The 24,394-nt window shown below is 64.1% G+C and carries 21 protein-coding genes and 1 pseudogene; 15 read left to right on the top strand and 7 right to left on the bottom strand.

Annotated elements, in window-relative coordinates; translation table 11 throughout:
- The first annotated feature begins 3 nt into the window (after window positions 1–3).
- The 3 genes from QHG62_RS04380 to QHG62_RS04370 are packed head-to-tail and all read left to right on the top strand — an operon-like array spanning window position 4 to window position 3,853.
- Window positions 4–1,626 carry a hypothetical protein gene (locus QHG62_RS04380; protein ID WP_281149621.1) on the top strand — a complete coding sequence of 541 codons (1,623 nt, stop codon included), beginning with the start codon at window positions 4–6 and terminating at the stop codon, window positions 1,624–1,626.
- On the top strand, window positions 1,623–3,065 hold the full coding sequence (locus QHG62_RS04375) for an XVIPCD domain-containing protein (protein WP_281149620.1): 1,443 nt from the start codon (window positions 1,623–1,625) through the stop codon (window positions 3,063–3,065). Before QHG62_RS04380 ends, QHG62_RS04375 begins: the two co-directional genes overlap by 4 nt.
- 50 nt (window positions 3,066–3,115) lie before the next feature.
- A complete protein-coding gene (locus QHG62_RS04370) occupies window positions 3,116–3,853 on the top strand; it encodes a hypothetical protein (protein ID WP_281149619.1) in 738 nt (245 codons plus the stop codon).
- Between the two features lie 49 nt (window positions 3,854–3,902).
- Here QHG62_RS04370 and QHG62_RS04365 read toward each other — a convergent pair whose 3' ends face one another.
- Together QHG62_RS04365 and QHG62_RS04360 are read right to left on the bottom strand one after the other, a co-directional pair.
- Window positions 3,903–6,770: an aconitate hydratase gene (locus tag QHG62_RS04365; protein WP_281149618.1), complete on the bottom strand. Its 2,868-nt coding sequence runs from the start codon at window positions 6,768–6,770 to the stop codon at window positions 3,903–3,905.
- Between the two features lie 162 nt (window positions 6,771–6,932).
- A complete protein-coding gene (locus QHG62_RS04360; RefSeq protein ID WP_281149617.1) occupies window positions 6,933–7,346 on the bottom strand; it encodes a hypothetical protein in 414 nt (137 codons plus the stop codon).
- Window positions 7,347–7,478: 132 nt separating this feature from the next.
- Here QHG62_RS04360 and QHG62_RS04355 point away from each other — a divergent pair, with 132 nt between their 5' ends.
- Window positions 7,479–8,321: a helix-turn-helix domain-containing protein gene (locus tag QHG62_RS04355; protein ID WP_281149616.1), complete on the top strand. Its 843-nt coding sequence runs from the start codon at window positions 7,479–7,481 to the stop codon at window positions 8,319–8,321.
- A gap of 50 nt (window positions 8,322–8,371) precedes the next feature.
- Here QHG62_RS04355 and QHG62_RS04350 read toward each other — a convergent pair whose 3' ends face one another.
- The 5 genes from QHG62_RS04350 to QHG62_RS04330 form a co-directional block, all read right to left on the bottom strand.
- Window positions 8,372–10,981, bottom strand: a complete 2,610-nt coding sequence (locus tag QHG62_RS04350; protein ID WP_281149615.1) for a bifunctional aconitate hydratase 2/2-methylisocitrate dehydratase — start codon at window positions 10,979–10,981, stop codon at window positions 8,372–8,374.
- Between the two features lie 79 nt (window positions 10,982–11,060).
- A complete protein-coding gene (locus QHG62_RS04345; RefSeq protein WP_281149614.1) occupies window positions 11,061–11,600 on the bottom strand; it encodes a hypothetical protein in 540 nt (179 codons plus the stop codon).
- A 31-nt stretch (window positions 11,601–11,631) separates the two neighbouring features.
- Window positions 11,632–12,630 carry an HpcH/HpaI aldolase/citrate lyase family protein gene (locus QHG62_RS04340; protein ID WP_281149613.1) on the bottom strand — a complete coding sequence of 333 codons (999 nt, stop codon included), beginning with the start codon at window positions 12,628–12,630 and terminating at the stop codon, window positions 11,632–11,634.
- Window positions 12,627–13,406 carry a trans-aconitate 2-methyltransferase gene (gene tam, locus QHG62_RS04335; RefSeq protein ID WP_281149612.1) on the bottom strand — a complete coding sequence of 260 codons (780 nt, stop codon included), beginning with the start codon at window positions 13,404–13,406 and terminating at the stop codon, window positions 12,627–12,629. The genes QHG62_RS04340 and tam overlap by 4 nt, the downstream gene beginning before the upstream one ends.
- A 28-nt stretch (window positions 13,407–13,434) precedes the next feature.
- Window positions 13,435–14,421 (bottom strand): malate dehydrogenase, encoded by a 987-nt coding sequence (locus QHG62_RS04330; protein WP_258504789.1) that lies wholly within the window; start codon window positions 14,419–14,421, stop codon window positions 13,435–13,437.
- Between the two features lie 184 nt (window positions 14,422–14,605).
- On the opposite strand from QHG62_RS04330, the gene QHG62_RS04325 reads away from it, so the two are divergent.
- The 11 genes and pseudogenes from QHG62_RS04325 to leuD all read left to right on the top strand — a co-directional run bounded on the left by QHG62_RS04325 (window position 14,606) and on the right by leuD (window position 24,380).
- Window positions 14,606–15,361, top strand: coding sequence for a GntR family transcriptional regulator (locus QHG62_RS04325; protein WP_281149611.1), 756 nt, complete (start codon window positions 14,606–14,608; stop codon window positions 15,359–15,361).
- 225 nt (window positions 15,362–15,586) lie between these two features.
- Window positions 15,587–16,033 (top strand): succinate dehydrogenase, cytochrome b556 subunit, encoded by a 447-nt coding sequence (gene sdhC, locus QHG62_RS04320; RefSeq protein WP_281149610.1) that lies wholly within the window; start codon window positions 15,587–15,589, stop codon window positions 16,031–16,033.
- A 13-nt stretch (window positions 16,034–16,046) separates the two neighbouring features.
- Complete coding sequence (gene sdhD, locus QHG62_RS04315; RefSeq protein WP_281149609.1) at window positions 16,047–16,412, top strand: succinate dehydrogenase, hydrophobic membrane anchor protein; 366 nt, start codon at window positions 16,047–16,049, stop codon at window positions 16,410–16,412.
- Between the two features lie 7 nt (window positions 16,413–16,419).
- Window positions 16,420–18,295, top strand: a pseudogene (locus tag QHG62_RS04310) (FAD-dependent oxidoreductase).
- 31 nt (window positions 18,296–18,326) lie between these two features.
- Window positions 18,327–19,028, top strand: a complete 702-nt coding sequence (locus tag QHG62_RS04305) for a succinate dehydrogenase iron-sulfur subunit (RefSeq protein ID WP_055804283.1) — start codon at window positions 18,327–18,329, stop codon at window positions 19,026–19,028.
- Window positions 19,029–19,047: 19 nt separating this feature from the next.
- The gene (locus tag QHG62_RS04300) at window positions 19,048–19,383 is read left to right on the top strand and encodes a succinate dehydrogenase assembly factor 2 (RefSeq protein WP_281149607.1); all 336 of its coding nucleotides are present in this window, start codon (window positions 19,048–19,050) and stop codon (window positions 19,381–19,383) included.
- Window positions 19,384–19,405: 22 nt separating this feature from the next.
- The gene (gene gltA, locus QHG62_RS04295; protein ID WP_281149606.1) at window positions 19,406–20,716 is read left to right on the top strand and encodes a citrate synthase; all 1,311 of its coding nucleotides are present in this window, start codon (window positions 19,406–19,408) and stop codon (window positions 20,714–20,716) included.
- Between the two features lie 155 nt (window positions 20,717–20,871).
- The gene (locus QHG62_RS04290) at window positions 20,872–21,012 is read left to right on the top strand and encodes an entericidin A/B family lipoprotein (RefSeq protein ID WP_281149605.1); all 141 of its coding nucleotides are present in this window, start codon (window positions 20,872–20,874) and stop codon (window positions 21,010–21,012) included.
- A 273-nt stretch (window positions 21,013–21,285) separates the two neighbouring features.
- Complete coding sequence (locus QHG62_RS04285) at window positions 21,286–22,239, top strand: LysR substrate-binding domain-containing protein (protein ID WP_281149604.1); 954 nt, start codon at window positions 21,286–21,288, stop codon at window positions 22,237–22,239.
- Window positions 22,240–22,283: 44 nt separating this feature from the next.
- Window positions 22,284–23,705 carry a 3-isopropylmalate dehydratase large subunit gene (gene leuC, locus QHG62_RS04280; protein WP_281149603.1) on the top strand — a complete coding sequence of 474 codons (1,422 nt, stop codon included), beginning with the start codon at window positions 22,284–22,286 and terminating at the stop codon, window positions 23,703–23,705.
- Window positions 23,706–23,729: 24 nt separating this feature from the next.
- Window positions 23,730–24,380 carry a 3-isopropylmalate dehydratase small subunit gene (leuD, locus tag QHG62_RS04275; RefSeq protein WP_157612826.1) on the top strand — a complete coding sequence of 217 codons (651 nt, stop codon included), beginning with the start codon at window positions 23,730–23,732 and terminating at the stop codon, window positions 24,378–24,380.
- Window positions 24,381–24,394: the final 14 nt, after the last annotated feature.

The raw sequence follows: 24,394 nt of genomic DNA, 5'->3' as shown, positions 1-24,394 counted from the left end.
ACCATGTCCACGCCGCCCTTCAGTCCCGACACGCCCATCAGCGAATTCATTCCGCTGTCCACGCACGTGTCTCCCACCGTGCTCAAGACCACGGGCGGCGACTACTTCCTGACATGGCGGCTCGAAGGCCTGCCTTTTGTGGGCCGCGAAGAATGGGAGCTCGAGCACCGGCACAACACCTTCAACCGCATGCTGCAAACGCTGCGCGCGCCGGACTTCACCAACGTGGCCTTCTGGGTGCACGACTTGCGCCGCCGCCGGCACGTCAGGGACGGCAGCCGGTTCAAGGAAGCCTTCAATCAATCGCTGTCCGACGCGTACTTCAAAGGACTCTCGTCGCAAAAGCTCATGCAGAACGAGCTCTACGTGACGATGCTGTACCGGCCCGTGGTCTCGGGCAAACGCTTCGTCGAGAAGTCCGCCAATGTCTCCCGGCTGGCATCCGAACAGCAGCAAGCCATAGACAAGCTACTCGAACTGGCCGGCAACATGGAAGCCGTGCTCAAGGACTACGCGCCCACGCGCCTTCGCATGTACGAGGCCGCCAACGGCGTCGTCTTTTCGGAAACCCTTGAGTTCTTCGGTTACCTGCTCAACCGCGTCGACGAGCCCGTGCCGGTGCTGAAGGCGCCCGTCTACCGCTACCTGGCCGTCAGCCGCCAGCGTTTTTCTGCCAAGACCGGCGACTTTGTGCTGACCACTCCCAACGGTGTCAATCACTTCGGCGCCATCCTCAACGTCAAGGAATACCCCGACGGCACCCACCCCGGCATTCTCAACGGGCTCAAGTACCTCGACTTCGAATACGTCGTCACCCATTCGTTCAGCCCCAGCAGACCACGCAGCAGGCGGCGCCTGCGATGTATCGCTGAAGGTGGCATGGCACCTTTTTCAACAAAGCCCCAGATACCGCCAAACAAAAAGCTTTTGCAAACCTGTAACGGCGTCTCAGGCAACATCCAATTGCCGCATTTACTACGCCGATTGCAGCCAACCGGTTCGCATTCGATAGCCATCATGAAGCGCCTCGTCCCCGCTCTAGCCGTTTTCCTTGCCCTCACCACCACCGCTTGCGGCCAAGCCATGAAAAAACCCGATATCAACCTCAATCCGCACCCGAAGATGCGCTATGAAATCACGCTGACCATCGAGGATGCGCCGGGACCATTCGATGCCGTGGAGGGGTCCGCTGGCTATCAGGTAGCGAATGATCGCTGCGTCCCGCTCACCTCTTTCAGCGGCGTCAGGCTGACGCCCGAAAAGCATGTCCCGATGGCCCTGACCCGCGTGAGCGACACGGTCTACAAGGGTGAACTCTATGTCGACCTGTTGATGGACGAGGATTACTTCGGACTGGGCCTTTGCCGCTGGTCCATGCCTTTTGCCGACTTCGATCTGCAGATTGGCAATCTGGCGTTCGCCCACGCCATCGCCCTGCAAGACATTCTGGCGGGCAAGTCCGTCACCCGTTATTTCAATAATCGGTCTTACTTCAGCGAGGACGCCAGGTCGAAGAAGGACGGCCATCCCCGTGTCAGCGGTGGCAATGCGGAACGATCCGATTTTGGCGATGAATCGAAGAACACCTTCTCGACGACGATCACTGCCAAGGAGAAATTCCAATGACGATCACGTCGACGGATTACGCGCTTCTGGCCAAGGATTCATACAAAGATCACGAGCTAAAAAAGGAAGTCGTCCTGGGTGATGTGACGTATCGGGTCGAGGATCATGTCGACAACCCCAGGACCGGCTTCCAGGCGACGGCCTATCAGCGGGTCGATACCCACGAAATTGTCATTGCCTATCGCGGCACCGAGTTTGGCCGCGAGCCGGTGCAAGACGGCGTCGTCGATGCCGGCATGGCGTTGGCGGGCGTCAACGCCCAGGCGCCGGACGCCCAGGCTTTCACGCAAAGGGTGCTGGCGCAAGCCAAGGCCGATGCACAAGAAACGCAACGCCCTCTCAACGTCACCGTCACCGGCCACTCACTGGGCGGCACGCTGGCCCAACTTCACGCCCACAAGTTCGGCCTCAAGGGCGAGACCTTCAACGCCTTTGGCGCTGCGGGGCTGGTGCATGGCGTTCCCAAAGGCGGACACCAAGTCATCAACCACGTTCGCGCAGGTGATGCGGTAAGCGCAGCCAGTGCACATTTTGGCGAGGTGCGGGTCTACGCGGTCCAGCAGGATATCGACACGCTGGGCAAGGCCGGGTATCGCGACGACGGCGGCGCGCTGAGTGCGCGCAATCCCGCCAAGGCTACCGATTTCAGCGCGCACTTCGCCGACAACTTCGCGCCCGACGGCGAGACGCTGGGTCGCTCGATCATCTCGCCGGAGAACGAGGCGCGCTATCACGCCCATCGCGGCATGATCGATCGCTATCGCGACGACGTATACAACGCCCGTGCCATCGCATCCGTTCCACTGCAAACCGGGGTGCAGGCGGGGCAGACGGTCGGTCAAGGCGTGAAGTCTACCGGCCACATCGCGGGGCAGACCTACGATGCGGTGCGCAACTCCATGGAGAGCGGCGCTCGGCGGGCAGCCGATGCCCTGGAGCGGACCGGTGAAACGCTGCGCGAAGGCGCCTCCCGTGCGATCGAGAGGCGCATCCGCCCGGGGCCGTGGCTCAGCAGCCAGGCAGAGTCGGGACCGTTATTGTTGGACGACGGCCAGCACCCCGGCAATGGGTTCTACCAGCAGGCCCTAGCCGGGCTGGAGAAGATCAACACCGAGCGCAACGTCTCTTCCGACCAGCGCACCTGCAATGCCGCCGGCACATTGGCGGCTGCAGCTTGCCAAGGCAGCTTCAGGCAGATCGATCTTGTCGCCGTGAGCGACAACGGCGACAGGCTCATCGCGGTTCAGGGTAAACCGGGCTCTGTGCTTTCCAAGGTGACCTATGTGGAGACGACGGTGGCGCTGAACACCCCCGCTTTCAGAAAGCTCGCAGGCCTTTGCCGTCGCCGAGGTGCAGAACCAGCAACAGAACCAGCAGCGCTCGCAGCAGGTGAACCAGCCTCTCAAGGCGCAAGCCGGGCCGGTCCTGGCTTGAGCTAGCGCAGTCAGTCAGTCATTCCAGCCCATTGCGTTACCCAAGGAAATTTGAAGTGAAATCAAAACTACACATCACAAGCATTGCTCTCGGCGTCCTTTTCAGTGTGTTCATGACACCCCTTGCCACTCACGCGCAGGACAGGATTGTCAGGGTGCAAACTCTCCAGGACGCGTGGCAGGTACGCCGCGCGGAAACGCGTGCGTTCATCACGGCAATTGGTGACGAGAAAGCCACTCAGGCGCAGCACGCCAGCGCGCGGCGCGGCTTCGATGCGCGTTTGACTGCCGCCGAGAAGGGCGAACTGACGCCCATGGAGACCATGGAACTGTTCCAAGTCTTCTACATCCCCAAGGCGCTGCAGCAAAAGCCGCCGCGTTTCGACACAATGCTTCGAATCATTGCCGCGCAGGCCACGATGGGTTGGTACGACGCGCTGCGCTTCGCAGACGACAGTGGCCGGGCCGAGATCTCGAGCAACGAGGCCTTTTTTACGCTCGCCTTTGACAAGAGCACTCGCGACTTTGTCCGGTTCATGAAGGAGCAGCCTGACCAGGCCGCCGCAGCGGTCAAGGCCGGCATCCAAGATGCCCGCGACAAGATCGCGGGCAAGCACATCAACTACGACCCGACCTGGCCGGCCTCCTATGGCATGTTGCGCATGCAATGCGCCATGACGAACGCCACGGCATGCGAGGGGCCCTCGCCACGCGCCGCCGCCGAATGGCCTGCGCTGCTCGATCAGGCCGCCCAGCGGGTCGGCACCGTCTACCGGGCCGCCAAAGGCGAGTAAATGACACGTGCTCCTGTCTTGTCGACCTGAAGCGGGCGCCCCAGCACCATCAGTCGTTGAGCAACTGCCGCAGCACAAACGGCAGGATGCCGCCGTGCTTGTAGTAATCCACCTCGATCGGCGTGTCGATGCGAAGGCGCACCGTCACTTCCTGGTGGGAGCCATCGGCGCGATGCACGACCAGCTTCACGTCCATCTGCGGCTTGAGTTCGCCGCCAATGACCACGTCGATCTTTTCGTCGCCCGTCAGGCCCAGCGTCTGCCATGAATCTGCACCGCGGAACTGCAGCGGCAGCACGCCCATGCCGACGAGGTTGGCGCGGTGAATGCGCTCGAAGCTGCGCGCCACCACCGCCTTGATGCCCAGCAGCTGCGTGCCCTTGGCGGCCCAGTCGCGCGATGAGCCGGTGCCGTATTCCTCGCCGCCGAAGACCACCGTGGGAATGCCCTGTTCCATGTACTTCATGGCGGCGTCGTAGATGAACATCTTCTGGTTGCCAGGCTGGAACAACGTGACGCCGCCCTCTTCCTGCGTGCCGTTGACGTCCGGCGGGATCATCAGGTTCTTGATGCGCACGTTGGCAAAGGTGCCGCGCATCATCACGTCGTGGTTGCCGCGGCGCGAGCCGTAGCTGTTGAAGTCGGCCTTGGCCACGCCGTTCGCCTTGAGCCAGATGCCCGCGGGCGAGCTTTCCTTGATGGAGCCGGCCGGCGAGATGTGGTCGGTGGTGATCGAGTCGCCGAAAAGCGCCATGATGCGCGCGCCCTTGAAGCCGGCGTCCGATGCATGCGGCTGCATCTTGAAGTCGGCGAAGAACGGCGGCTCGGCAATGTAGGTCGAGGTGGGCCAGTCATAGACCTGGCCCGTGGTGCCCTGGATGCTGCTCCAGAACTTGCCCGGGTCGGTCTTGACCTTGTCGTAGTTCGCGCGGAACGACTTCGCGTTCATCGCGTAGCGCAGGTTCTCATCGATTTCCTTCGGCGTGGGCCAGATGTCGCCCAGGTACACGTCCTTGCCGTTCTTGCCCTTGCCCACGGGTTCGGTCATCAGGTCGACCATCACGTTGCCGGCAATCGCAAAGGCCACCACCAGCGGCGGCGAGGCAAGGAAGTTGGCCTTCAAGTTCGGATGGATGCGCGCCTCGAAGTTGCGGTTGCCCGAGAGCACGGCCGCGCCGACCAGGTCGTTCTTGATGATGGCGTCGTTGATCTCGGGCGTGAGGTCGCCCGCATTGCCGATGCAGGTGGTGCAACCGTAGCCGGCCAGGTAGAAGCCGAGCTTTTCGAGATACGGCAGCAGGCCGGCCTTCTCGAGGTATTCGGTGACGATGCGGGAGCCGGGCGCGAGCGAGGTCTTGACGTGCGGCTTGACCGTGAGGCCCGCCTCCACCGCCTTCTTGGCCAGCAGGCCGGCCGCGAGCATCACGCTCGGGTTGGAAGTGTTGGTGCACGAGGTAATGGCCGCGATCAGCACGTCGCCGTTGCCGATGGTCACGCCGCCCTTGGGCGCTGCCGGTGCCGTGGCGTTCACATGGGCGGCGGCCTTGGTCGACCGGTTGGCCACCATCTCGACCAGTTCGCGCGGCGCGCCGGGGGGCGGCGGCGCGGCTTCGTTGTCGTCGCCCTGCCCGCTCGTGGTCAGCGCATAGCGCAGCTTGAGCCGCTCGGCCGGCTGGTTGAAGCCGTTGGCGTCGTTGGGCTTGCTGAAGAGCTCGGAGAACTTGGTGGACAGGTGGCCCAGGTCGATGCGGTCTTGCGGCCGCTTCGGACCTGCGAGGCTCGGCGACACGGTGCCCAGGTCGAGCTTGACGATCTTGGTGTAGTCGATGTCGCCCGGTGCGGGCATGCCGAAGAGGCCTTGCGCCTTGTAGTAGGCCTCGAAGCGCTCGACCTCTTCCTTGGTGCGGCCGGTGCCTTCGAAGTAGGCGACCGTTGCCTCGTCGACCGGAAAGAAGCCCATGGTGGCGCCGTATTCAGGCGCCATGTTGCCGATGGTGGCACGGTCGGGCACGCCGATCGAAGCCGCGCCGGGCCCGAAGAATTCGACGAACTTGCCCACCACCTTCTCGGCCCGCAGGATGGAAGTGACGTACAGCACCAGGTCGGTGGCCGTTACCCCTTCGCGCAGCTTGCCCGTGAGCTCGAAGCCCACCACGTCGGGTGTCAGCATGTAGACCGGCTGTCCCAGCATGGCGGCCTCGGCTTCGATGCCGCCCACGCCCCAGCCGACCACGCCAACGCCGTTGATCATGGTGGTGTGGCTGTCGGTGCCGACCAGCGAGTCGGGGTAGTACACCGGCACCTCGGCGTTGTCACTCGAACTCTTGTAGACACCGCGCGCAAAGTATTCGAGATTGACCTGGTGCACGATGCCGAAGCCCGGCGGCACCACGCGGAAGGTGTCGAAGGCCTGCATGCCCCACTTCATGAACTGGTAGCGCTCGTTGTTGCGCTGGAACTCCAGCTTCATGTTGAGGTCGAGCGCCTTGGGCGTCCCGTAGTAGTCGACCATCACCGAGTGGTCGACCACCAGGTCGACCGGCACCAGCGGCTCGATGGTCTTGGGCGACTTGCCGAGCTTGGCAGCCACGCTGCGCATGGCGGCCAGGTCGGCCAGCAGCGGCACGCCGGTAAAGTCCTGCAGTACCACGCGGGTGACGACGAAGGGAATTTCATCGACGCGGTCTGCATTGGGCGCCCAGTGCGCCAGTTCTTCGACATGCTTGGGCGAAACCTTCTGCCCGTCGCAGTTGCGCAGCACCGACTCGAGCACGATGCGGATGGACACCGGCAGCCGGTTCACCGAGGGATATTGTTTGGCCAGCTCCTTCAGGGACCAGTATTTGCCGGAAGCGCCGGACGGGGTCTTGAAGGTCTTGAGGGTGGACGCAAAGGCGTGCGCCGGTGCTTTGGCCATTGAGGAACTCCTGTTGGTTCGATCTGTTCGTGGAAGCACCTCAAAGATAGCAGGGATCGATGTCAGTTGTTGTAGTCGGTCTTCCCTGCAATGCTCCCCAAGTGCTACGTTCCTCATGGCCAGGAATGCCGGGTAAATGGGTGTTGCCGGCATCCGCTGCGCTCAGGCCAGGGCCATGTTCGCGCTGCCGCGGGTCCGGCGCAGGCCCGTCCATTGCAGCTCGGCCAGCACCACCACGCACAGCGCCTGCGCCAGCACCCAGGCCATGCCCAATGCGGTAACCGTGAACAGGCCGCTCATCAGCAGCGCCACGCACGCCACGGCCCAGCCGAAGTTGCCGACGACCACCAGCCCGATGAGCGTGCGGGGCGGCGTGCGGCGGGTGGCCATGAAGGCCGCGGCCGCTGCATATGCCAGCAGGAATACGCCAGTGCCCATGAGCAGCGGTGCCGGCAGGCCGGTCAGCCGCGCCAGCGCATCGGTGAACGCCACCTGGATTGCGCCGGTGGCGGCGCACGAAGCCGCGTCGGCCCACATGACGTTGGAGAGGAAACGGGGGGATGCAAAGACGGACATGAGAATCTCCTTCGGGTGGTACGCCGCAAGCCTGTCCTGCCGCGTTGGACCCAATGATTTCGGAAGGCGGGCACAGCGTCGATAACCTCGGAGGTCATGGCGTGCCGACGGCGCCGCGCCAGAATGCGGGCCATGAACACACCCCGCACCCATTCGTCCAAGGCTGGCCAACCCGGCGCGCGCGACCCGTTCGGCGCGCATCTTCGGCACTGGCGCACGCATCGGCGCCTGAGCCAACTCGACCTCGCGCAAGAGGCCGAGGTTTCGACGCGCCACCTGAGCTACGTGGAAACCGGCCGCGCCGCGCCCAGCCGCGAGATGGTGCTGCGCCTGGCCGAGCGGCTGGAGGTGCCGCTGCGCGAGCGCAACGCCCTGCTGGTGGCCGCGGGCTTTGCGCCGATGTACCGGCAGCGCTCGCTCGACGACCCTGCCCTGGCCTCTGCGCGGCGGGCGGTCGACCTGGTGCTGAAGGGCCACGAGCCGTTTCCCGCCTTGGCGGTCGACCGCCACTGGAACCTTGTGGCGCACAACGCGCTGGTGCCGATGCTCATGGCCGGCGCGGCACCGGAACTGGTTCAAGCCCCGATCAACGTGCTGCGCCTGAGCCTGCACCCTGATGGGCTGGCCTCGCGCATCGCCAACCTGGCGCAATGGCGTGCCCACTTGCTCGAACGGCTGCAGCAGCAGATTGCCGCGACAGGCGATGCCGTGCTGCAGGCGCTGCACGACGAACTCGAGGCCTACCCCACGCCGAACGTGAGCCACGACGCGCCCGCCGCGAATGCGGAGCTGTCGGGCGTCGTGGTGCCCTTTCAGCTGGTTACGCCCAACGGCGTGCTGAGCTTCATCAGCACCACCACCATCTTCGGCACGCCGGTAGACGTCACTCTGCAGGAACTGGCGGTGGAGTCGTTCTTTCCGGCCGATGCGCAAACGGCTGCGGCGCTGACCGCACTGGCGGCACAGCCGACATGAAAAAAGCCCCGCCGAAGCGGGGCTTTCTTGAACCGCGAGCTACGCGTTGATCAGGCTGCGACCGCGGCAGGCGCAACGACGGCAGCCGCTTCGGTCTTGTACTCGTCGAGCTTGTCGAAGTTGAGGTACTGGTAGATCTGGGCGCTCGATGCATCGAGCACGCCCGTTGCGGCCATGTACTCCTCGCGCGTCGGAATGCGGCCAAGGCGCGAGCAAATGGCGGCTAGTTCCGCCGAGCCAAGGTACACGTTGGTGTTCTTGCCGAGGCGGTTCGGGAAGTTGCGGGTGCTGGTCGACATGACCGTCGCGCCCTCGCGCACCTGTGCCTGGTTGCCCATGCACAGCGAGCAGCCCGGCATTTCGGTGCGGGCGCCGGCATTGCCGAAGACGCCATAGTGGCCTTCTTCGGTGAGCTGGTGCGCGTCCATCTTGGTGGGCGGTGCAATCCACAGCTTGACCGGGATGTCGCGCTTGCCTTCGAGCAGCTTCGACGCGGCACGGAAATGGCCGATGTTGGTCATGCACGAACCGATGAACACTTCGTCGATTTGCGCGCCGGCCACGTCCGACAGCGTCTTCACGTCGTCGGGATCGTTCGGGCAGGCCACGATCGGTTCATGGATGTCGGCCAGGTCGATCTCGATGACGGCCGCGTAGTCGGCGTCGTCGTCGCCCTTGAGCAGCTGCGGGTCCTTGAGCCAGGCTTCCTGCGCGGCGATGCGGCGTGCCAGCGTGCGAGCATCGGCATAGCCTTCGGCAATCATCCACTTCATCAGCGTGATGTTGCTGTTGATGTATTCGATGATCGGTTCCTTGTTCAGGTGCACCGTGCAGCCGGCGGCCGAGCGTTCGGCCGAGGCGTCGCTCAGTTCGAAGGCTTGCTCCACCTTCAGGTCCGGCAGGCCTTCGATTTCAAGGATGCGGCCCGAGAAGATGTTCTTCTTGCCCTTTTTCTCGACCGTGAGCAGGCCGCTCTTGATCGCGTACAGCGGAATGGCGTTGACCAGGTCGCGCAGCGTGACGCCGGGCTGCATCTTGCCCTTGAAGCGCACGAGCACCGACTCGGGCATGTCCAGCGGCATCACGCCGGTGGCGGCCGCGAAGGCCACGAGGCCGGAACCGGCCGGGAAGCTGATGCCGATGGGGAAGCGGGTGTGGCTGTCGCCGCCCGTGCCCACGGTGTCGGGCGTGAGCAGGCGGTTGAGCCAGCTGTGGATCACGCCGTCGCCAGGGCGCAGCGACACACCGCCGCGCGTGCTGATGAAGTCGGGCAGTTCGTGATGCATCTTCACGTCCACCTTCTTGGGGTAGGCCGCGGTGTGGCAGAACGACTGCATGACGAGGTCGGCCGAGAAGCCCAGGCAGGCCAGGTCCTTCAGCTCGTCGCGCGTCATCGGGCCGGTGGTGTCTTGCGAGCCGACCGAGGTCATCTTGGGTTCGCAGTAGGTGCCCGGGCGAACGCCCTGGCCTTCAGGCAGGCCGCAGGCACGGCCGACCATCTTCTGTGCCAGCGAGAAGCCCTTCTTGGTGTCGACCGGGCTTTGCGGCAGGCGGAACAGCGTGGAAGCCGGCAGGCCCAGCGCCTCGCGCGCCTTGGACGTGAGGCCGCGGCCGATGATCAGCGGAATGCGGCCGCCGGCGCGCACTTCGTCGAACAGAACATCGCTCTTGACCTTGAATTCGGCAATCACCTTGCCGTCCTTCAGTGCCTTGCCTTCGTAGGGGCGCAGCTCGACCACGTCGCCCGTGTCCATCTGGCTCACGTCGAGTTCGATGGGCAGCGCGCCCGCGTCTTCCATGGTGTTGTAGAAGATCGGGGCGATCTTGGTGCCCAGGCACACGCCGCCGAAGCGCTTGTTGGGTATGAACGGAATGTCGTCGCCGGTGAACCAGAGCACCGAGTTGGTGGCCGACTTGCGGCTGGAACCCGTGCCGACCACGTCGCCCACGTAGGCGACCTGGTGGCCCTTCTGCTTCAGCGATTCGATGAACTTGACCGGACCGCGCTTGCCGTCTTCTTCCGGCTCGAAAGCCGTGCCTTCGCGCTTGTTCTTGAGCATGGCCAGGGCATGCATCGGGATGTCCGGACGCGTGGTGGCGTCGGGCGCGGGCGACAGGTCGTCGGTGTTGGTTTCGCCAGGCACCTTGAAGACCGTGATGGTCAGGCTTTGCGGCACTTCGGGGCGGCTGGTGAACCATTCGGCATCGGCCCAGCTTTGCAGCACGCCCTTGGCATTGGCGTTGCCCTTGTCGGCCTTTTCCTTGACGTCGTGGAACTGGTCGAACATCAACAGGGTTTTCTTGAGGCCTTCGGCCGCCACGGCGCCCACTTCGGCATCGTCGAGCAGGTCGATCATCGGGCTGATGTTGTAGCCGCCGAGCATGGTGCCGAGCAATTCGGTGGCGCGGGCGCGCGTGATGAACGCGTTCTTCTCGGTACCGTGGGCCACGGCCGCCAGGTAGCTCGCCTTGACCTTGGCCGCGTCGTCGACGCCGGCGGGCACGCGATAGGTGAGCAGATCGAGCAGGAAGGCACCGTCCTTGGCGTTCGCGCTCTTGAGGAGCTCGATGGCTTCGGCGGTTTGCTTCGCGCTCAATGGCAGCGGCGGAATACCGAGCGCGGCGCGTTCGGCAACATGGTCAACGTAGGCTTGCAACATCTTCTTTTCTCCGGAAACTGGGCTGTCGGGCGTGCAGTGCGGCAAGCAAGAGCCGCGCCGCACCCCTGGTTCGGTACTCTTACTTCTTGGCCGCGTCGGCGCCTTCGAACAGGCTCTTGGGCGGGTTCTTCTTCATTTCTTCCGCAAATGCGACCTGCTCGGCCGTCTGGCATTCATCGGCAATGCGCAGGCCCGCCTTCTGGTTCATCAGCATCGACTTGTTGCCCAGCTGGAGCCACATGGCGCCGGCGCGGGGATCTTCGAGGCGGATGGCGCCGGTGCGGCTTTCGACCGGGTGCATGCGGTACTTCAGGCCCTTGGTCGACACGTTGAAGAAGCCGGGCTTCTTTTCGTCGGCGGCCACGGTCACGTCGGCGCCGAGTTCGCATTGGGCCTTGCCGAGCGACACGCGCTTGGCGACTTCGAGGTCGGCGTCGGTCAGCACGATGTTGGTTTCATCGGCGATGGGCGTCACTTCTTCGACAGCCTTGGCAGCCTTGCGGGTGACCTGCTTCTTGGGGGGCGCCTTCTTGGCTTCAGCCTTGGCAGGGGTGGTCTGCGCCGTGGCGGCAAACGGGAGCGCCAGGGCCAGGGCTGCGATCAGAGCAATTTTCTTCATGGGTGTTTCCTTCAGGCTGGATTCGTAAGTTTCAGGAGGCCGCGAGTGCAAACCAGGCTTTTGCCTCTGGAGGCAACGCGCGCCCCGTTGCGTGGGCGCGCGTCAGCACTTGCCAAAAATGGCGATAGCTCGCGCGGTCGTGCAATGTGCCATCAATTTGTGTCGGCGCCCAATCCGCGAGTGCGGCATTTGTAATGATTTCTACGGCAATCTGAATCTGGGCCTCGTCCGGCGCAAACGCTTCGAGGATCGGCCGGATCTGGTTGGGGTGAATGCTCCACATGCGCGTGTAGCCGAATTCGGAGGCCGCCTTGCGGGCCGCCGTGCGCATGGCATCGGTGTTGTTGAACTCGGTGACCACGCAGTGCGAAGGCACCTTGCCGTAGGCGTGGGCAGCGGAGGCTATGGCCAGCTTGGCGCGCACCACCAGCGGATGCGTGAACTGGCCGGCGGCCCCCATGCCGTCGGCCGGAATGGCGCCCGCATGCGCGGAAACGAAATCCATCAGGCCGAAGCTCAGCGATTGCACGCGCGGATGCGCCGCAATTTCAAACGCGTTGTGCACGGCCAGCGGCGATTCGATGAGCACATGCAGCGGCAGCGCATCGGCGTCGGCCGCCTCCAGCGCCGCCACGGCCTGCGCCACGTCGGCCACGGATTCGACCTTGGGCACCATCAGGTGGCTCAGCCGGTGGCCAGCGCGCCCGGCAATGGTGATCACGTCGCCGGCGAAGGCCGGGTGATCGACCGGATGAACGCGCACGCCGACACGCATGCCCGGCTTTGCGGCAAGTGCCAGTTCGGTGACGAGCGCGGCATGCTCGGCCTCGCCGCCGACGGGGGCGCCGTCTTCGCAGTCAAGGGTGACGTCGAACACGCAGGCACCGAACTCCTCGGCCATTTCGGCCTGCAGCGCGAGGCTCTTCTTCATGCGCGCTTCGACGCCGCTGTAGTGGTCGCACACGGGCAACGTCACCGCGCCCGCCTGCGCGCCGAGCAGCACTTCAGCGGGATGGGCTGTGTTCGTCATGCCTTTTTCTGCGCCACGATGAACATGCGCGGAAAGGCGAGCAGCCGCTTGCCGTCGGTACGAGCGGGATAGGCCTGGTCGACACGGCGCTCGTATTCGGCCAGGTAGCTTGCGCGCAACTCGCCGGGCAGCCGATCGACGAAAGGCTTCAGCCCCGTGCCGCGCACCCATTCGACGATGGCTGCAGCGTCGGCCATGGGATGCTGGTAGATGGTGTGCCACACATCGACCTTGGCCGCTTCGGGCGCCAGCAGGTCGTAGTAGCCGCCGAGCGGCAGCAACAGCGTGCGCATGCGGTCGGCGTCGCCGATGGGCTCGGCCCACGGCGACTCGGAAGCCACTGCGCGCATCAGGCGGTGCGTGGGCTCTTCGCGGTTGTCGGGCATCTGGATGGCGAGCACACCACCCGGGGCCAGCGCAGCGAACAGGCGCGGAATCAGCGTTTCGTGATCCGGCACCCACTGCAGGGCTGCGTTGGCGTAAATGAGGTCGGGCGCTTGGTCTTGCGGCGCCCAGGTCGCAATGTCGCTCAACTCGAAGCTCGCCTGCGGCAGGCGCTCGCGCGCGCTGGCCAGCATGGCTTCGGAGTTGTCGGTTCCGACGACACGCGCCTTCGGAAACCGATGAAACAGCAGCTCGGTGGAATTGCCCGGTCCGCAGCCGAGGTCGACCACATGGGCCGCCTCGGACAACGGCACCCGCGCCAGGAGCTCCTGTGCGGGCCGGGTGCGCTCGTCCTCGTAGCGACGGTAGAGCGCGGGGTTCCAGTCGAGCATGCCGGTGCTGCGATTTGCGATTACAGGATTACAGGAGGTGAGCGACGCCCGCCTGCTCGCCCTGCAGCTCTTCCAGGGTCTTGTTGATGCGTTCCTGGCTGAATGCGTCGATTTCGAGGCCTTCGACCAGCTTGTATTCGCCGTTTTCGCAGGTGACCGGGAAGCCGAACATCGTGTCCTTCGGAATGCCGTATTGGCCGTCCGACGGAATGCCCATGGTGACCCACTTGCCGTTGGTGCCGAGGGCCCAGTCGCGCATGTGGTCGATGGCTGCGTTGGCGGCCGAGGCAGCCGACGACAGGCCGCGCGCTTCGATGATGGCCGCGCCGCGCTTGCCGACGGTCGGCAGGAAGGTGTTGGCGTTCCATTCCTGGTCGTTGATCATCTTGGCGACGCTTTCGCCCTTGATGGTGGCAAAGCGGTAGTCGGCGTACATCGTGGGCGAGTGGTTGCCCCACACGACGAGCTTTTCGATGTCGGCCACCGGCTTGCCGGTCTTGGCGGCGATCTGGCTGGCAGCGCGGTTGTGGTCCAGGCGCAGCATGGCCGTGAAGTTCTTGCGCGGCAGGTCAGGGGCGCTCTTCATCGCGATGTAGGCGTTGGTGTTGGCGGGGTTGCCGACCACCAGCACCTTCACGTTGCGGCTGGCGACGGCGTTCAGCGCCTTGCCCTGTGCCGTGAAGATGGCGCCGTTGACGGCCAGCAGCTCGGCACGTTCCATGCCCGGGCCGCGCGGACGCGAGCCGACCAGGAGCGCGTAGTCGGCGTCCTTGAAGGCGGTCATGGGGTCGCCATGGGCTTCCATGCCGGCCAGCAGCGGGAAGGCGCAGTCGTCGAGTTCCATCATCACGCCCTTGAGCGCCTTCTGGGCCTTCTCGTCGGGGATTTCGAGCAGTTGCAGGATGACCGGCTGGTCTTTGCCGAGCATTTCGCCCGACGCGATACGGAACAACAGGGCGTAACCGATTTGGCCGGCGGCACCGGTGACGGCAACGCGGACGGGTTTTTTGCTCATGGGAAGACTCCAGAAGATGGTGAAAACGGTATCGGCGGGCGCGCTTGGCGCCGGTGTCCTGCAGGGCGGGAATCCTTCCCGCGGCGCAGGCCGGCCCGCATTTTAAGCCGAATCGATGCAGCCCGTCTTATGTCTTATATAAGATATGCTCGGAGGTTCCGCCACGGCGCACCCCACCGCTGCCATGAATGCCACCGTCCTCGAAGACTCCGCGACGCCTTCCTTCAGTCCGCTCTACCAGCAGATCAAGACCTTGATCCTGCAGAGCCTGCAGGCCGGCGAGTGGAAGCCGGGCGAACCGATTCCGAGCGAAATGGATCTTGCCGTGCGCTATCGCGTGAGCCAGGGCACGGTGCGCAAGGCCATCGACGAGCTGGCGGCCGAAAATCTCGTGGTGCGGCGCCAGGGCAAGGGCACCTTCGTTGCCACGCACGCCGAGCAGCACGTGCAGTACCGCTTTCTGAAGCTCGTGCCCGATGTCGGCACGCCAAGCACCGAAGGCCCGGCCGAACGCACCATCATCGATTGCCGCCGCCAGCGCGCATCGGCCGACGTGGCTCGCGCACTGAGCCTGCGCACCGGCGACGCGGTGCTGCAGGTGCGGCGCGTGCTCGCCTACGGCGGCGTGCCGACCATTCTCGAAGACCTGTGGCTCCCCGGGGCGCCGTTCAAGGGCCTCACGGCCGAGCGGCTGCGGGCCTGGCCCGGCCCGATGTACGCGATGTTCGAAACCGAATTCGGCGTGCGCATGGTGCGCGCCGAAGAAAAAATCCGCGCGGTGCTGCCCGACGCGGAGCAGGCGGCCTTGCTCGACGTGTCGCTGCAGATGCCCTTGCTCAGCGTGGAGCGCCTGGCGCACACGTACCACGACACGCCGATGGAATTGCGCCGCGGCCTCTATCGCACGGACACGCACCATTACCGCAATCAGCTCGGCTGAGATCGCGCCAAGATGAAACCTCGATCGAACCGCATTGCAGCACCTGCGCACCGCGCGCAGCACACTCCGAAGTCAATAGCATCCGACTGCGGCACTGCGCCGACGCGGGCACCTCCGCCATGCAATGGTGCATTGCAATAGAATTTTGCGTTGTTTGCATTCCGCAGAAGAAACAAAAGCGTTCGCTATCAGAACAAGCCACCAAGCCACGAAAGCCTCCCCCCAATGACAGAGCTTGCAACCCCTCCCCGGCCGCCGCGTCGCGAATTCCGGAACATCAATGCCTTCACCGATCTCACGACCTACCGGCTGCCGCCGGCCGGCATCGTGTCGATCCTGCACCGCGTGAGCGGCGTGCTGATGTTCCTGCTGATGCCATTCATCATCTGGATGTTCGATACCTCGCTTTCGTCCGACTATTCGTTCGCCAGATTCAAGGCCGCCTTCAACAGCGGCCTTGGTTTCGTTCCGGGCTGGTTCTTCAAGCTGGTCGCTCTCGCGCTGATCTGGGCCTACCTGCACCACTTCATCGCCGGCCTGCGCCACCTCTGGATGGATGTGAGCCACGCCGCCGTCACCAAGGAATTCGGACACAGCTCCGCCCTGGTCACGCTGGCACTGAGCGTTCTGCTCACCGTGGTGCTTGGCGCCAAGTTGTTCGGCCTGTACTGAGAAGGAGCCAACCATGTCTGTGAATTACGGCTCCAAGCGCATCGTCGTCGGCGCACATTACGGTTTGCGCGACTGGCTCAGCCAGCGCATCACGGGCGGCCTCATGGCGCTCTTCACGATCATCCTGCTCGCGCAACTGATCTTCACGCGTGGCCCGCTCGGCTACGACCTCTGGGCCGGCATCTTCGCCGCGCAGTGGATGAAGGTGCTGACCTTCTCCGTGATCGCTTCCCTGCTCTATCACGTGTGGGTTGGCATGCGCGACGTGTGGATGGACTACGTCCAGCCCGTCGGCATTCGCCTCGCCCTTCAAATTTTCACCATCGTCTGGCTTGTCGGTTGTGCGGGTTGGGCCATTCAAGTGCTTTGGAAGATCTGACCCCACCATGACCTACACAAAAGAACAAATCACCAAGCGCAAGTTCGACGTCGTGATCGTCGGTGCTGGCGGCTCCGGCATGCGCGCTTCGCTGCAACTGGCACGCGCAGGCCTGAACGTGGCGGTGCTCTCCAAGGTGTTCCCCACCCGTTCGCACACCGTGGCTGCCCAAGGCGGCGTGGGCGCATCGCTCGGCAACATGAGCGAGGACAACTGGCACTACCACTTCTACGACACGATCAAGGGCTCCGACTGGCTCGGCGACCAGGACGCGATCGAGTTCATGTGCCGCGAAGCGCCCAAGGTCGTCTACGAGCTCGAGCACTTCGGCATGCCGTTCGACCGCAACCCCGACGGCACCATCTACCAGCGCCCCTTCGGCGGCCATACGGCCAACTACGGCGAAAAGCCTGTGCAGCGCGCCTGCGCCGCGGCCGACCGCACCGGCCACGCCTACGGCCAACTACGGCGAAAAGCCTGTGCAGCGCGCCTGCGCCGCGGCCGACCGCACCGGCCACGCCATGCTGCACACGCTCTACCAGAAGAACGTTGAAGCGCGCACCCAGTTCTTCGTCGAATGGATGGCGCTCGACCTGATTCGCGACGCCGAAGGCGACGTGGTGGGCGTGACGGCTCTCGAAATGGAAACCGGCGACCTGCACATCCTGCAGGCCAAGACGGTGCTGCTGGCCACCGGCGGCGCGGGCCGCATCTTCCAGGCCTCGACCAACGCCTTCATCAACACCGGCGACGGCCTGGGCATGGCCGCGCGTTCGGGCATTCCGCTGCAGGACATGGAGTTCTGGCAGTTCCACCCGACCGGCGTGGCCGGTGCCGGCGTGCTGCTGACCGAAGGCTGCCGCGGCGAAGGCGCCATCCTGCTCAACAGCAACGGCGAACGCTTCATGGAGCGCTATGCGCCCACCCTGAAAGACCTGGCACCGCGCGACTTCGTTTCGCGCTCGATGGACCAGGAAATCAAGGAAGGCCGCGGCTGCGGTCCCAACAAGGACTATGTGCTGCTGAAGCTCGACCACCTCGGTGCCGAGACCATCCACAAGCGCCTGCCCTCGGTGTACGAAATCGGCGTGAATTTCGCCAACGTCGACATCACCAAGGAACCGATTCCCGTCGTGCCGACCATCCACTATCAGATGGGCGGCATCCCGACCAACATCAATGGCCAGGTCGTCATTCAGCAGGGCGAGCAGAACAGCGCCGTGGTGAACGGCCTCTATGCCGTGGGCGAATGCTCCTGCGTGAGCGTGCACGGCGCCAACCGCCTGGGCACCAACTCGCTGCTCGACCTCTTGGTGTTCGGCCGCGCGGCCGGCAACCACATCGTCCAGTTCAACGACAAGCAAAAGGAGCACAAGCCGCTGCCGGCCGATGCCGCCGACCGCACGCTGGAGCGCCTGAACCGCCTCGAGGCAGCCACCGGCGGTGAATACGCGCAAGACGTGGCCGGCGAAATCCGCGCCGTCATGCAGCAGCACGCCGCCGTGTTCCGCAAGCAGGCTTCCATGGACGAAGGCGTGGTCAAGATCGCCGCCGTGCGCGAGCGCGTCAACGCCATCGGCCTGAAGGACAAGTCCAGGGTGTTCAACACCGCACGCATCGAAGCGCTCGAAGTCGACAACCTGATCGAAGTGGCGCAAGCCACCATGGTTTCGGCAGCGGCCCGCAAGGAATGCCGCGGCGCACACACGGTGGAAGACTACGAGCGTCCGTCGGACGACCCGGTTGCACCGCTCGGCCGCGACGACGCCAACTGGATGAAGCACACCCTCTGGTACAGCGAGGGCAACCGCCTCTCCTACAAGCCGGTCAACCTCAAGCCGCTGACGGTCGACTCCGTTCCTCCCAAGGTCCGTACGTTCTAAGCACGCAAGAACAACATCACAAGGTTTCACGATGAAGCGCACATTCCAGATCTACCGCTACGACCCGGACAAGGACGCCAAGCCCTACATGCAGACCATCGAGATCGAACTCGACGGCCATGAGCGCATGCTGCTCGACGCCCTGATGAAGCTCAAGGCGCAAGATCCCACGCTGTCGTTCCGCCGTTCGTGCCGCGAAGGCGTCTGCGGCTCCGACGCCATGAACATCAACGGCAAGAACGGCCTCGCCTGCCTGACCAACATGCTCACGCTCAAGGGCACGATCGTGTTGAAGCCGCTGCCGGGCCTGCCGGTCATCCGCGACCTGATCGTGGACATGACGCAGTTCTTCAAGCAGTACAACTCGATCAAGCCGTACCTGCAGAACGACAACGTGCCGCCCGAGAAGGAGCGCCTGCAGTCGCCCGAAGAGCGCGACGAGCTCAACGGCCTGTACGAGTGCATTCTGTGCGCGAGCTGCTCCACCAGCTGCCCAAGCTTCTGGTGGAACCCCGACAAGTTCGTGGGCCCGGCCGGCCTGCTGCAGGCCTACCGCTTCATTGCCGACAGCCGCGACGAAGCCACCGCCGAGCGACTGGACAACCTCGAAGACCCGTACCGCCTGTTCCGCTGCCACACGATCATGAACTGCGTGGACGTGTGCCCGAAGAACCTGAACCCGACCAAGGCGATCGGCAAGATCAAGGAACTGATGGTGCGCCGCGCCATCTGATCCTTTCCCGAGAGAAACCATGCAAACCGCCGCCGAACTCGCACAGCCTCTCAGCGAACGTGCGCTGAGCAAGCTGAAATGGCGCTGCCGGCGCGGTCTGCTCGAGAACGACCTGTTCATCGCGCGCTTCTTCGAGCGGCACGAGTCGCACATGACCGTCGGCCAGGCGGGAGCGATGGAGACTTTGATGGACCTGTCGGACAACGACCTCCTCGATCTTCTGCTGAGAAGAAAGGAGCCCGAGCCCGCATGGGCCGGGGCCGAGGTGGTCGAGTTGCTCCAGCTGATGCGCACCGACGGTGCACAGCGTCCCGAGACCTCCGTTTCCGCCTCCGTTTCCTCTTCGCCTTCCTGAATACTCTCTGAAAGAACCCGAAATGAAAGCTTCCGATACCAAGGCCACGCTGTCGTTCAGCAACGGCGGCGACAGCGTCGAACTGCCGATCTACAAGGGCACCGTGGGCCCGGACGTGATCGACATCCGCAAGCTGTATGCACAGACCGGCATGTTCACCTATGACCCGGGTTTCATGTCGACGGCCGCATGCCAGTCGGCCATCACGTACATCGACGGCGACAAGGGCGAACTGCTGTACCGCGGCTACCCCATCGAGCAGCTCGCAACCAACTGCGACTTCCTTGAAACCTGCCACCTGCTGCTCTACGGAGAGCTGCCGGACCAGGGCAAGAAGACCAACTTCACCAAGCTCGTGACCAACCACACGATGGTCAACGAGCAGATGCAGTTCTTCCTGCGCGGCTTCCGCCGCGATGCGCACCCGATGGCCATCATGACCGGCCTGGTGGGCGCCCTGTCGGCCTTCTATCACGACAGCACGGACATCAACAATCCCGAGCACCGCGAGATCGCCGCGATCCGCCTGATCGCGAAGATGCCCACGCTCGTGGCCATGGCCTACAAGTACACGATCGGCCAGCCGTACATGTACCCGAAGAACGACCTGAGCTACGCGGGCAACTTCCTGCACATGATGTTTGCAACACCGTGCGAGGAGTACAAGGTGAACCCGGTGCTCGAGCGCGCGCTCGACCGCATCTTCATCCTGCACGCAGACCACGAGCAGAACGCATCGACCTCGACCGTTCGCCTGTGCGGCTCGTCGGGCACCAACCCCTTCGCGGCCATTGCGGCCGGCGTGGCCTGCCTCTGGGGCCCTGCCCACGGCGGCGCCAACGAAGCGGCACTCAACATGCTCTACGACATCCAGAAGGAAGGCGGCGTGGAGAAGATCGGCGAGTTCATCAAGAAGGTGAAGGACAAGAACTCGAACGTCAAGCTCATGGGCTTTGGCCACCGCGTGTACAAGAACTACGACCCGCGCGCCAAGCTGATGCAGGAAACCTGCAACGAAGTGCTGACCGAGCTGGGCCTGGAAAACGATCCGCTCTTCAAGCTCGCCAAGGAGCTGGAAAAGATCGCCCTCGAAGACGAATACTTCGTCTCGCGCAAGCTCTATCCGAACGTCGACTTCTACTCGGGCATCGTTCAGCGCGCCATCGGCATTCCGGTGCCGCTGTTCACCGCGATCTTCGCGCTGGCCCGCACGGTGGGCTGGATTGCCCAGCTGAACGAAATGATCGGCGACCCGGAGTACAAGATCGGCCGCCCGCGCCAGCTGTTCGAAGGATCGCCCAAGCGCGACGTGCAGCCCATCGGCAAGCGCTGAAGCTGCTGAAGGCGCACTGGCGCTCACCGCGGAAAGCTGCCTTCGGGCAGCTTTTTTGCGTCTTGGCTGACAGGATTCGCACCGGGGCGTCGGTACGTTGTGCATCGGAGGTCCGAGGTCGGGCCGCCTTTTTCAACGACTTCAGGAGATCCGTCATGAAGAAAATTGCCGCGCTGATTACCGTCGCCTTCGCGTTCGCCGTGCCCCTCTCCGGCTGCAACACCTTCCGGGGTGCCGGCCAGGACATCCAGAAGGGCGGCGAAAAAGTAGAAGACGCCGCCAAGAAGCGCCAGTAAGGCACCGCCCCGGGTCTTCCAAGACCTCCGCAGGCGCCTCGGGGACTCGCCCCCCGCCTGCAAGCACACTGACGCACGCCCCGCCCCTTCGCCTGCAAAGGCAAGGAGCGGGGCGTTTTGCCATTGCGGAGCAACAAAGCTCATGCGCATTCGAGCCCGGAGACCGCGGCTCCTCGCTTCAGGGCAACAAACCCATCGCAGATGACGATGGCAAGTTGATCAAAACCCAGAGAAAATGGCGAACTCATCGCCAGATGCGATGCCCAACACCCCATGAGCACTTCGGAACGCAATTTCGCCCGACGCATCGACCTCACATCGCTGCAATTGTTCGTGGCCGTCTGCGAACTCGGCAGCATCGGGCGGGCGGCGGAACGCGAATTCATTGCCGCCTCGGCCATCAGCAAGCGTCTGTCCGACCTGGAAGCCACGCTGGGCACAACCCTTCTCTACCGCCACGCGCGCGGGGTCGATCTTTCGCCCGCGGGCGAAAGCCTGCTGCACCATGCGCGCTCGGTGCTCTACAGCCTCGAGAAGATGCAGGGCGAACTCAGCGAATACGCCGAGGGTGTGCGCGGCCATGTACGAGTGCATGCCAACATATCGGCCATCGTGCAGTTTCTTCCCGAAGACCTCGGCGCCTTCACGCGCGAGCACGACGCAATCAAGATCGACCTGGAAGAGCACCTGAGCAACGAAGTGGTGCGCGCGGTGCAGGAAGGCGCCGCCGACCTCGGCATTTGCCACATTCCCGACGGCACGAACGAGCTGCAGACGCTGCCCTACCGCCACGACCGGCTGGTGCTGATCGTGCCCGCCGGACATCCGCTTGCAACGCAAGGTTCGATCGATTTCACGGCCTCGCTCGACTTCGACCACGTCGGCCTGCACACCAACAGTTCGATCTACGTCGCCATGCACCAAGCTGCGGTTGAAGCGGGCCGCAGCGTCAAGCTGCGCATCCACGTGACTGGCCTGGATGCCATGTGCCGCATGATCGACAACGGCCTGGGCATCGGCGTGATGCCGCAGCGTGCATTCGAACTGCTGCAGGCCGGCATCGGCAGCCGCCTGTGCAGCGTGGCACTGAACGACGCCTGGTCGAACCGCGAAATCCGGCTGGTGGCGCGCGACTTCTCCACGCTGCCGGTGGCCGCGCGCACGCTGGTCAACCACTTGCACACGCCGGCGGGCGCACACGATGCGGCCGAGCCGATTGCCGCATAGAAAACAAGACAATCCACTTCCCCCACGAAAGACAAGAGACCGACATGGCACGCACGCTCTACGACAAGATCTGGGACGAACACGTCGTCCACACCGAGGAAGACGGCACCGCCATCCTCTACATCGACCGCCACCTGGTGCACGAGGTCACCAGCCCGCAGGCCTTCGAGGGGCTGCGCGAGGCCGGCCGCAAGCTGTGGCGCATCAGCTCGGTGGTGGCCACTGCCGACCACAACACGCCCACCACAGGCTGGGAGCGCGGCTACGAAGGCATTGCCGACCCCACAAGCAAGGAGCAGGTCACCACGCTCGACAAGAACATCGCGGAGTTCGGCGCCGCGGCATTCTTTCCGTTCCTGAGCAAGCGCCAGGGCATCGTGCACGTGATCGGCCCCGAATCAGGCGCCACACTGCCCGGCATGACCGTGGTCTGCGGCGACTCGCACACCTCCACGCATGGTGCATTCGGCGCACTGGCGCACGGCATCGGCACCAGCGAAGTCGAGCATGTGATGGCCACGCAAACGCTGCTTGGCAAGAAGGCGAAGAACATGCTGGTGAAGGTCGAAGGCAAGCTGCCATTCGGCTGCACGGCCAAGGACATCGTGCTCGCGATCATCGGCAAGATCGGCACTGCGGGCGGCACGGGCTACACCATCGAATTCGCGGGCTCTGCCATTCGCGACCTGAGCATGGAAGGCCGCATGACGGTCTGCAACATGGCCATCGAGGCCGGCGCGCGCGCGGGATTGGTGGCGGTCGACGAAAAGACCATCAACTACATCAAGGGCCGCCCCCTCGCACCCACGGGCGTGGAATGGGACCAGGCCGTGGCCTACTGGCGCACGCTGCAGTCCGACCCCGACGCGAAGTTCGACACCGTGGTCGAGCTCGACGCAACGCAGATCCAGCCGCAAGTGACTTGGGGCACATCGCCCGAAATGGTGGTCGACATCAACGGCCGCGTGCCCGATCCCGACAAGGAAAAGGACGCCAGCAAGCGCGGCGCCATCGAGCGCGCGCTGGTCTACATGGGCCTGGAGCCGAACAAGGCGATGAACGACATCTTCATCGACAAGGTGTTCATCGGCTCGTGCACCAACAGCCGCATCGAGGACATGCGCGAAGCCGCCGCCGTGGTGAAGAAGCTCGGCCAGAAGGTAGCCAAGAACGTCAAGCTCGCAATGGTGGTTCCGGGCTCGGGCGTGGTGAAGGAACAGGCCGAGCGCGAGGGGCTCGACCTGATCTTCAAGGCTGCGGGCTTCGAATGGCGCGAGCCCGGCTGCTCGATGTGCCTGGCCATGAATGCCGACCGCCTCGAGCCCGGCGAGCGGTGCGCATCGACCAGCAACCGCAACTTCGAAGGCCGCCAGGGCGCCGGTGGCCGCACCCACCTCGTGAGCCCGGCCATGGCCGCCGCCGCCGCGGTGCACGGCCACTTCGTCGACGTGCGCACCTTCGCCTGAGCAAGAAAGACAAGAGAGATTCACATGCAGAAATTCACCGTGCACAAGGGCCTTGTCGCCCCCATGGACCGCGAGAACGTCGACACCGACGCGATCATTCCGAAGCAGTTCCTCAAGTCGATCAAGCGCACCGGCTTCGGCCAGAACCTGTTCGACGAATGGCGCTATCTGGACGCCGGCTTTCCGGGCCAGGACCCGGCCAGCCGCAAGCCGAACCCGGACTTCGTGCTGAACCAGCCGCGCTACGCCGGCGCATCGATCCTTTTGGCGCGCAAGAACTTCGGCTGCGGTTCGTCGCGCGAACATGCGCCGTGGGCGCTCGACCAGTACGGCTTTCGCGCGATCATTGCGCCGAGCTACGCCGACATCTTCTTCAACAACAGCTTCAAGAACGGCCTGCTGCCGATCGTGCTGCCTGAAGCACAGGTGGCGCAGCTGTTCGACGAGACCTTTGCCTTCCCCGGCTATTCGCTGACCATCGACCTGGAACGCCAGGTGGTCGTGAAGCCCGACGGCGGCGAGTTCGCTTTCGACGTGCAGGCCTTCCGCAAATATTGCCTCATCAACGGTCTTGACGACATCGGCCTGACGCTGCGCCACAAGGACAAGATCAAGGCTTTCGAGGCCGAGCGGCTGGCGCAGAAGCCATGGCTTGCGCACACGATGATTGCCTGAAGCTTCGCATCTCC

It is taken from the genome of Variovorax paradoxus, from assembly GCF_029919115.1.
Classification (GTDB): Bacteria; Pseudomonadota; Gammaproteobacteria; order Burkholderiales; family Burkholderiaceae_C; genus Variovorax; species Variovorax paradoxus_O.
This window is presented reverse-complemented; position numbering and strand designations above follow the sequence as displayed.